At 66.5% G+C, this 8282-nt stretch carries 12 protein-coding genes and 1 pseudogene; 5 read left to right on the forward strand and 8 right to left on the reverse strand.

Annotated elements, in window-relative coordinates; translation table 11 throughout:
- Positions 1-198: 198 nt before the first annotated feature.
- From BSP109_RS15835 to BSP109_RS15845, 4 genes and pseudogenes are all read left to right on the forward strand, one after another.
- The gene (locus tag BSP109_RS15835) at positions 199-513 is read left to right on the forward strand and encodes a hypothetical protein (RefSeq protein ID WP_101601892.1); all 315 of its coding nucleotides are present in this window, start codon (positions 199-201) and stop codon (positions 511-513) included.
- Complete coding sequence (locus BSP109_RS17375) at positions 510-680, forward strand: hypothetical protein (protein WP_159456922.1); 171 nt, start codon at positions 510-512, stop codon at positions 678-680. Before BSP109_RS15835 ends, BSP109_RS17375 begins: the two co-directional genes overlap by 4 nt.
- Positions 680-1039 carry a siderophore-interacting protein gene (locus BSP109_RS15840; protein ID WP_180959793.1) on the forward strand — a complete coding sequence of 120 codons (360 nt, stop codon included), beginning with the start codon at positions 680-682 and terminating at the stop codon, positions 1037-1039. Before BSP109_RS17375 ends, BSP109_RS15840 begins: the two co-directional genes overlap by 1 nt.
- 57 nt (positions 1040-1096) lie before the next feature.
- Positions 1097-2405 (forward strand): annotated as a pseudogene (locus tag BSP109_RS15845) (ISL3 family transposase).
- Here BSP109_RS15845 and BSP109_RS18030 read toward each other — a convergent pair.
- The 3 genes from BSP109_RS18030 to BSP109_RS17380 form a co-directional block, all read right to left on the reverse strand.
- Positions 2396-2809 (reverse strand): translation initiation factor IF-2 N-terminal domain-containing protein, encoded by a 414-nt coding sequence (locus BSP109_RS18030; protein ID WP_374700179.1) that lies wholly within the window; start codon positions 2807-2809, stop codon positions 2396-2398. The pseudogene BSP109_RS15845 and the gene BSP109_RS18030 overlap by 10 nt on opposite strands.
- A gap of 112 nt (positions 2810-2921) precedes the next feature.
- A complete protein-coding gene (locus BSP109_RS15855; RefSeq protein ID WP_101601896.1) occupies positions 2922-3749 on the reverse strand; it encodes a hypothetical protein in 828 nt (275 codons plus the stop codon).
- On the reverse strand, positions 3739-4653 hold the full coding sequence (locus tag BSP109_RS17380) for a hypothetical protein (RefSeq protein ID WP_180959794.1): 915 nt from the start codon (positions 4651-4653) through the stop codon (positions 3739-3741). The genes BSP109_RS15855 and BSP109_RS17380 overlap by 11 nt, the downstream gene beginning before the upstream one ends.
- 190 nt (positions 4654-4843) lie before the next feature.
- On the opposite strand from BSP109_RS17380, the gene BSP109_RS15865 reads away from it, so the two are divergent.
- Complete coding sequence (locus BSP109_RS15865) at positions 4844-5107, forward strand: hypothetical protein (protein WP_101601898.1); 264 nt, start codon at positions 4844-4846, stop codon at positions 5105-5107.
- Positions 5108-5158: 51 nt separating this feature from the next.
- Here BSP109_RS15865 and BSP109_RS15870 read toward each other — a convergent pair whose 3' ends face one another.
- From BSP109_RS15870 to BSP109_RS17830, 5 genes are all read right to left on the reverse strand, one after another.
- On the reverse strand, positions 5159-5626 hold the full coding sequence (locus tag BSP109_RS15870; protein ID WP_146001204.1) for a phage integrase family protein: 468 nt from the start codon (positions 5624-5626) through the stop codon (positions 5159-5161).
- A 68-nt stretch (positions 5627-5694) separates the two neighbouring features.
- Positions 5695-6261: a hypothetical protein gene (locus BSP109_RS15875; RefSeq protein WP_101601901.1), complete on the reverse strand. Its 567-nt coding sequence runs from the start codon at positions 6259-6261 to the stop codon at positions 5695-5697.
- 285 nt (positions 6262-6546) lie between these two features.
- Entirely contained in the window at positions 6547-6885 is a 339-nt protein-coding gene (locus tag BSP109_RS15880; RefSeq protein WP_101601903.1) for a helix-turn-helix transcriptional regulator, read from the reverse strand.
- Positions 6882-7292: a site-specific integrase gene (locus BSP109_RS17825; RefSeq protein ID WP_257944745.1), complete on the reverse strand. Its 411-nt coding sequence runs from the start codon at positions 7290-7292 to the stop codon at positions 6882-6884. Before BSP109_RS17825 ends, BSP109_RS15880 begins: the two co-directional genes overlap by 4 nt.
- Positions 7293-7346: 54 nt before the next feature.
- Positions 7347-7958, reverse strand: coding sequence for a hypothetical protein (locus tag BSP109_RS17830; RefSeq protein ID WP_257944746.1), 612 nt, complete (start codon positions 7956-7958; stop codon positions 7347-7349).
- Between the last annotated feature and the right edge of the window lie 324 nt (positions 7959-8282).

An 8282-nucleotide genomic window follows, 5' to 3' on the forward strand; every position in this document is an offset into this window, starting at 1 on the left:
GCCGACTCACGTCCGTCGAGACCACCGGAGGCGAGGTGAGCACCGACCCCGACCACGCCCTCGAACTCAGCGCCTGAGACCCCTCAGCGAAGGATCCAACCGTTACACCACTACACGGGACTTGACCTGTTCGCGATCTCGCGTGGAGTGATCCCGCCATCGATAGTGGGACTCGCCGACCGGATAGGCGGAGCGCTCGTGGAGCGGGGGTTCATCGCCGCGGATGCCGTGCTCGCCGTCGACCTCGTCTTCGACCTCGCGGCGGACAACCGTCGCGGTGTCGAGGCGCTCGACACCATTCGCGAGCCAGGTGAGACGGCCGCTCGAGGCGGAGTGGAACACGGATGGCGCACAGCCCCTGTGTCACCGGGACCGGAAGGGCAGCACGAGGTGCGGGCGGAGATGGTGCGGGCGATCCGGGTGGAACCGGTCGAGTGGTTCGAACGGAAACTGGGCGTCGTCCTCGCGGGCATCGCACAGGAACTCGCACCCCGACAGGAGGAAACGCCATGACGACCGTTGAGCAGTCTCCGGCGCACACGAGCACGGCCGCATCGTTCAACGCGGAACCAACCTGGCTGCCGGCGGCCCGCTATACCGGCTTCTGGGCCGAACACAGCCGCGCTGCCGGATGGCGCCTCGAACCCACCGCCACACCACACGGACAGGAATCACACTGATGGCCAACTGGCAGCGCGGCGTGATGCGCCTGATGCGCATTCCCAACCACGCGGTCACCGTCACCGCGATCCACGACTACACCCCGTGCTACCGGCGCATCACCTTCACTGCGCCAGACCTCGTCAACCAGCTGGAGGTGTTCCCCACGCTCTGGCTACGCCTGTGGGTGCCGCACCCTGCGAAAGGCGAGGGGCACCTCAGCCAGCGCGGATACACCTTCGTCGACATCCGGCCAGACGAGGGCACGTTCGCTCTCGACTTCGTCCTGCACGAACAACCCGGCCCCGCCGGAGACTGGGCAAAGAGGCTCTTCACAGATGAGGGTGTAGCGGTCGGCGGCGCGTCGCTCCCCGGGTAGGCGTCGAGGCCTTCCGAAGATGGAAGTTCTGACACTGGCCATCGGGAAGACCTCGACGTGCCTGACGCTACCTTCACTGCCCCTGACCTGACGACCTTCGCCCGCCTGGACGAGCTCGGGTTGGAGGTGACTGGGCAGCGCCTGGAACCCGACCGGGCGGTGCTGGCTTGCCGCGTGCTCGAACCCGACGACTGGTGCCGCCGATGCGGTTGCGAAGGCATCCCGCGCGACACCGTCGTTCGTGAGCTGGCGCACGAACCGCTGGGCTGGCGACCGACGACGCTGGCGGTCACGGTCCGCCGCTACCAGTGCATCGGATGCGGCCACGTGTGGCGTCAAGACACCACTGCTGCGGCGCAGCCGAGGGCGAAGCTCTCCCGGCGGGGGCTGCGGTGGGCCCTGGCCGGGATCGTGTGCCAGCACCCTGTCCATCGCCCGCGTCGCCGCAGGCCTGGGGGTCGCGTGGAACACCGCCAACGACGCCGTCCTCGCTGAGGGCAAGCGCGTCCTGATCGACGACCCGCATCGGTTCGACGGCGTGGAAGTGATCGGTGTCGATGAGCACGTCTGGCGGCACACCCGGCGCGGGGACAAGTACGTCACCGTCATCATCGACCTGACCCCGAGCCGCGACGCTCGGGGCCCGGCACGGCTGCTGGACATGATCGAGGGCCGCTCGAAGAAGACCTTCAAGACGTGGCTGGCCGACCGGCCGAAGGACTGGCGCGATCGGGTCGACGTCGTGGCGATGGACGGCTTCACCGGCTACAAGTCCGCTGCCACGGAGGAACTGCCGGAGGCGACCGCGGTCATGGATCCCTTCCACGTGGTGCGTCTGGGCGGTGAGGCCCTCGACTCGTGCCGGCGGCGGGTCCAGCGGGCCACCAAGGCACGTCGAGGCCGTAAGGGCGACCCGCTCTACCGGTCCCGGCGCACGCTGCACACCGGAGCAAGTCTGCTGACCGAGCGACAGACCCAGCGCCTGGAGGATCTCTTCGCCGACGAGAGGCACCTGCCGGTCGAGGTGACCTGGGATGTCTACCAACGCATGATCGCCGCCTACCGCGCACCCGAGCGTGCCCACGGGCGGAAGGTGATGGCCGAGTTGATCGGCTCCCTCGCCCGGGGCGTACCCGACGGCCTGAGTGAGGTCGTCACCCTGGGCCGGACCCTGAACAAGCGTGCCGTGGACGTGCTGGCCTACTTCGACCGTCCCGGCACCTCGAATGGACCTACCGAGGCGATCAACGGTCGACTGGAGCATCTGCGCGGACTGGCCCTGGGCTTCCGGAACCTGACCAACTACATCGCCAGATCCCTACTCGAGACCGGCGGATTCAGACCCCAACTACACCCTCATCTGTGAAGAGCCGTCGCGGGCGTCAGCTGGGACGGGTAGGTGCCGCGCCTCTCGCTGTCGCGGCACATGGCAGCGATATGCGCCTTGGTCTCGGGGACGCCGGCTCGTATCCAGACCGTCTTCTCCTGCAGGGAGAAGCCATAGGCCGGCCAATCGGTATCATCGCGGCGCACGATTCCGCGACGTATCCGTGCCGCGACCGCGTCCGGATGCTGCGATTCGGCTTCGGGCTCGAGCTGCGCGTCGTGCTGCGCCGCAAGAGCAGTGCGAAGCTTTCGGGCGACGGGAGGTTGGATGGTTGAGCTTGGTGACTTCACGAACTCGCCGAGGTCGCGGAGTTTTCGGAGAGCCACCTTGGAGTCCACGCCCATCTCACTCGCGATCTCGTGCACGCGTGGTTTCGCCATCATCGCCTCCGTTGTTCTCTCTGGCCACCGTAGTGAGCGGATCGGACACGGCGCGGAGCGATCGTTCGTGCGTCTTGCAAGCAGTGGAGGCGCCGAGCCGAAGTCAACTGTGGAGTCACTCCTCTCCGACGATTCCTGCTCGTTCGACGTGTTCGACCGCGTCGTCGCACACTCGATTGAGGGTCTGAGCGAACTGGAGCATCGTGGCGTGAAGCAGCGGTACCGTCGTTCCCAGGATTGGCGTGGTCGCCAGATGTCGCAGCATCATGAAGGAGAAGTGGCACAAGTCGCTGAGGAACTTCCATGTAGCGAGCTCGACACTATCGGCGCCGTATTGAACCTTGACGGGCTCTCTGGTTGAGAGCTTTCTCGTCGACTGGTCCGGGTCCAGGCCCAGCTCGCCCGCCAGTCGTTTGAAGTGGGCCCGGGTTGCATCCTGCTCGGCGGTCATGTGCGCAGACAACGCGTCGCCCACCTCCAACGGCACAGCGCCAACGGCAGGAGCAGCGGCAGCGAGGAGCAGGTGGTTCTCGCTGAAGTAGAGCGAGTCGGTAAACAAAGTGCGGAACGCCCGGGTGAGCCGTGAGTCCCGGTTCCCGGGCGACTGGAGCCAGACGATGGTTGTCGCGTCTTCTACGGCTGCTCGCATCAGCGGATACAGGACCGTTGCGTCGAGATGGAACCTACCCGGCTCCGTATCGAATACCTGCCGATGCGCTGAGCGCAGCATCCGGGCTGCGTTCCACATTCGTTCCTGGACGTACCGCGATACCGCGAGGGAGCTTTCGCCGACAGCGGCCGCCTCGTTGTCGGTTCCCAGACGCGAGCCGCCTGGGAATCCCGCATCCGCGAGCTGTTCGAGCCGCTGTGCGCTGTGCTCCCACCAGTCGCAGGCGCACCAGAGCGCCACGAGGGTGTCGTCGGGATCCATCTCAACCTGCATCTGTCGACCTGCCACCCGTGGCCGAGGTGCCACTCAGTCGCGGCCCTGGACCGGCACCGCGTTTTCCAGGAACTGCCGGGGTGAGAAACCCCTCTCGGCGCGCAGCAGCGATCCAGTCTCTGACCGTTGCTTCGGGGCGATCAAGGCGTCGCGAAAGACGCTTGAGGAGACCAACGCCCGCCGCCGCCTCGTCGAGGTAGGCGCGTGCAACGGCGTCGAGGGTGCTCTCCGGAAGAGGCGGGCGCCCTCGCCTCGTCTGCTTCGCAGCCCGAACGCCCGACTCGAGGGCGTCCACCTCCTCAGGGGTGAGCTCGTCAGGTCCGCGATCGGGCCCCATAAGAACCTGCACTCCCTCGGCACGCCACTCTTCTTGCAGCAGCGACTGCTGCGCCATAGCGACAATCCGTCCGAGCGGGATCCGTCGCAAGACATCAGCGGTGATGAGCTGATCGGGCTCGTTACGTGTGCCTCGCTTCATCTCCTCACTCTGCCCGACGAAGTCTCCCCACGCGTCGAAGTATCCCCAGGCGGTGCGGAACAGCTCAAGCTTTGCAACTTCCAAGCCGCGACCACGGTCGATCAAGATGCCGTACGCGGTCACCGGGAGGTCGCGATTGTTGTAGACGAAGTCCGAAACGTAGCCCTCGCCTCGCGCTCGCTCCTTGATGTAGAGCTCCAGACGCTCGGTCTGCCAAGTGGTTTCGTCGTCCGGGTCGATCGCGTCGGCCCGGTCCCATCCTGGGTCGAAGATCGCGTTCTTGTAGAGATCGTTGAGCTGCCGCATCCGGCTGCGGTCGTAGGATAAGTCGCGGACCTGCGGGTGATCAGGGCGGATGCGCAGTTCGCCATCGGGGGCGTCGGGGTCCACATAGTCGTGATCGGTGAACTCGGGTCGAGGTGCCATGTCAACCAAGTTATCGCAGGTGGTTCGCTGACATGATGGCAAAACATACCGAGTTGCGCCGCGCCAATATTCGGAAGGTCCAGGGATGCAAGGGTCCTCGCCGGCAGCGGGGACAGCGGCGTCGCGAGTCGGCCGCGCGGCCCAGGGCCGGTCTGGCTCTGGTGTCGGTGCTTTCGGATAGCTTCGAGGCATGGCTCTTGCGTATGCGTTCTTCGACGAGTCCGGTGCTCGACACGGTGAGCTGAACCCCAAGCCTCCTCACCGCGAGTTCCCGTATGTCCCAGCGTCGGGGCCGTTCGCTGGCCAGCAATTGGTCGTGCATGCGTCGAGCTGGGAAGGGTCGCCGAGCGGCACGTGGCTGCGTGTGACCGAGCGATGGGGCTGCTTCGCGACGACGGAGGTCGAGGAGATCCTCGCGATGGGTCGTCGCGTCGATGATCCGCGGGCCGGGTGATCGTCAGCGCTGCGCGATGTAGGCAGACCAGCTTCGGGAGGTCAGCGCCGCTCAACGGACTGCGGTGTTCGGGGAGATACCGACGAGATCGGCGAGCACGGGCGTCGGAATCGTCGCGGCGAGCTGGAACAGCGCGGTCTTGCGGTTGTCGTGGGGCTTGATGCCGAGCTCGACGAGTTGGGCGCGGACATTCTCGGTCTGCAACGGCCTGCCGGGGATGCCGCCTGGGAGCAGCCAGCCGTTGTCGCGTGAGGCGTAGGAAGCGTTGCCGCGTGCTCCGAGGTGCCGGCGAATGAGGTCGTCGAGGTCGGGCGGCATCTCGACCGGCTCGCGGTCGAACGCCACCAGCACCCGGTCGCCGCTGGCGTCGACCTGTGACGATCTCATCCGGCAGATCGACGTGAGCGGCTGGGCGAACAGCAGCGTGAACAGTCCGGCGATGCGGACGTAGAGACGGATCGACTCGTCGTGCAGGAGCAGTTCGACGCTGGTCCAGCGGTCCTCGTCAGAAACGGTCACCATCGGCGAGGCTTGCCGGTCCGACGGCAGCTCGATCTCGAGACCGGCTGGTCGGGCTGGGAGCCAGTTCAGGAACGTGCGCAGAGCGTGTCGATCTTCGAGGGGTGGGTGTGGAAGTAGCGGTCGAGCATCCCTTGGCTGACGGTGTCGATCGTCTCGCCGTGGTGACGTGCCCAGTTGAGGAACCGAATCGCCTCGGTGATCTCTGCTCGGCCGCGGTCGATCATTGCTTTGGTGAGCTCGCCCCGTTCGGCGTGGCCGCGCAGGCGTCGCAACACGCGCCAGCGGGCGAACCGATTCACGAGACGCGCTTCCTCGGCCGGCAGCGCCGTGAGCTTGGAGTCGAGCCACGGGGTCATTCTCGCGATCGCTGGCTCGTAGGGCGGGAGAACGCCGACGGCGGCGAGTAGGTCGCGGAGGTAGTTGTGGGCTCGGTCGGACAGTAGCGCCTCGAATGCGGCGTGGCTGATCTCCATCTTCCCGAGCACCATCGCGCGCAGCAGCCTCGGACCGATCCCGGGCGGGCGTCGCAGCCAGCAGATCGTGGTCTGCGGCCGCTCGGACGCCATGAGCGTGTCGAACAGTGGCTGCAGCGGCGCGGCGATGTCCCCGGTGCCGGGATCGGTGAGCAGCACGATGAGGCGTTCACGGAGGATGCAGCGGGCGCCGCGGGTCGACCCATAGGGGTGGTCTTCGCGTCCGCAGTCCGGACAGGCGAAGATCGAGGACTCCTCACCGGCGCAGCTCGCGCAGACGGCCCGCTCGTTCTCGTCGCGGTAGTCGAGCGGGCGGAAGCCACTACGGCCCGGGCAGGTGGCCGGGTGGTAGTGCGTGCGGCGCTTGCACCCGACGCAGATCCACGCCGTACGGGAGCCGGATGTAGGCGTCGCCCTTGCCGCATTCGACGCAGACGTGACCTCTCATGTCAGGTCGCCGGGCGTGCGGATTCGGGCGCGGATCGGGCGCAGGTCCCCGATGCCCGACCCCTTCTCGCCGATGGACTTCGGCGGCGCGGCCTGCGTCTCGACGACCTCGAGCTGGAGGAGGTCGGCCGCGGTGCACTCGAGGATGTCGCAGAGAGCCGCGAGGAGGTCGGTGTTGATCCGTTGCGGCGCGCTCGTCACGACTCGGTGCACGTACTGACGGGTCAGGTGGATACCCCGTTCTTCGAGCAGCGGGACGAGCTCGCTGGTCTGGAAGATGCCGCGCGCGGCCATCACCTGGCGGACGTTCCACTTCATCGACACGGTTCTGCTCATACCGGGCTCCTCTCGCCATAGACCCTCGACAGGGCCGCCGCCTTCAGCGTCTTGTTCTTGAAGTCGTTCGACACGGACAACGGGTAGATCGTCGTCGTCGAGCCCCAGTGGTGCCCGACCTGCTCGGTGACGAACCGCTCGGGATATCCGAACTTGACCAGATGTGTCACATACGAGTGCCGCGGGCAGTGCAGGGTCAACGCCGGATCCGGCCCCGCCCCGTCGAAGATCCAACGGAACCGGCGGTCCAGCTGCTTCACGTCCACGCGGGAGCGCCGTTCGGTCACCCAGAGCGCCGGATGATTCTTCGCATCGGCCAGCCAGCGTGCCTCTTCGACCCACTGCCGCAGCCCGTCGATCACCCACTCGAACTCCGGAACCGCGAGCACGGTGCGTCGCTTGGGCACGCCGCCGCGGCTAGCCTTGCCGAACCGAACGTGCACCGACCCGTAGGTGCCCCACTACGGCATGTGCGGGTTCGGGCGCAGAGCGACCACGTCGAGCATGCAGAGCTCCCGTCGACGCAACCCGAACGCGTAGATCGTCTTCACCATCTGCGCATCACGCAACGCGGCCAGCCCGCTCTTGCGTCCTGAACGCGCGGCCCGGTCGACACGGTCATCGAGGAAGTCGAACAGAGTCTCCATCACGTCGTAGCTGAACGGGCGCCGCTCCGGTCGCCCCTCGTCGTCCTGCAGGTGCGCAATCGTGTTGAAGTCGAAGCAGATCTGCGCTGGCACCGTCTCGGGCCGCTCCGCGCACTCGCGCACCCGCCCGTAGTGCGCGCTCGTGACGTAGTCGCAGAACATGCGCAACGTCAGATGGTAGTTGCGGATCGTCGCCGGGTTGCGCCGGTGCGCACCGCTCATCAGCGACACCGTGAAGTCCTCGACATCCGCCGGCGTCCACTCCCGCGGATACCCCTCGGCGAAACCCTGGAACCGGCGCACAAACGCCAGCCGCGGCTCGACCGACGTCTCGACCAAACCACGCGAACGCTGCTGCCGCTCCCAGCCGGTCAGCATCGCCTCGAACACCGCCGCCGGCTCGTCCAGATGGACGATGCCCCGCACGAGTGCGAGGCTTGCCGCCCCCGGATCCTCCCGAACCATGCCACTCCGGACTGTCAACAGAAATAAGACAATGTCCGCTCTACGGGTACGATAAGGCGCGCCGTCAATAACGACACGGAAGACGGCGACGGCTATCCGCGAAAGGGCCCCTCGGCCACAGCGCGGGCTGTCACGTTTCCGTCTATAGGGGGTCCTTTAGCCTTGATCCACCGGTTCGCTTGATGGCAAGGGGCTCACTCGGATTCGAGTGCGAACGCGGTGCGAGGGCAGGAAGTAGTGTCCCGGTCTCTCACCGGTCTCTTCCACATAGATGATTCCCCGGGG

Source organism: Brevibacterium sp. Mu109, from assembly GCF_900169375.1.
Lineage (GTDB): Bacteria > Actinomycetota > Actinomycetes > Actinomycetales > Brevibacteriaceae > Brevibacterium > Brevibacterium yomogidense_A.

Coding starts and splice junctions, on each gene's coding strand:
- BSP109_RS17380 (WP_180959794.1), bottom strand. CDS start 4,653: ATGGCACCTCGACCCGAGTTCACCGATCACGACTATGTGGACCCCGAC.
- BSP109_RS18030 (WP_374700179.1), bottom strand. CDS start 2,809: ATGATGGCGAAACCACGCGTGCACGAGATCGCGAGTGAGATGGGCGTG.
- BSP109_RS15855 (WP_101601896.1), bottom strand. CDS start 3,749: ATGCAGGTTGAGATGGATCCCGACGACACCCTCGTGGCGCTCTGGTGC.
- BSP109_RS15880 (WP_101601903.1), bottom strand. CDS start 6,885: ATGAGCAGAACCGTGTCGATGAAGTGGAACGTCCGCCAGGTGATGGCC.
- BSP109_RS15840 (WP_180959793.1), top strand. CDS start 680: ATGGCCAACTGGCAGCGCGGCGTGATGCGCCTGATGCGCATTCCCAAC.
- BSP109_RS17375 (WP_159456922.1), top strand. CDS start 510: ATGACGACCGTTGAGCAGTCTCCGGCGCACACGAGCACGGCCGCATCG.
- BSP109_RS15865 (WP_101601898.1), top strand. CDS start 4,844: ATGGCTCTTGCGTATGCGTTCTTCGACGAGTCCGGTGCTCGACACGGT.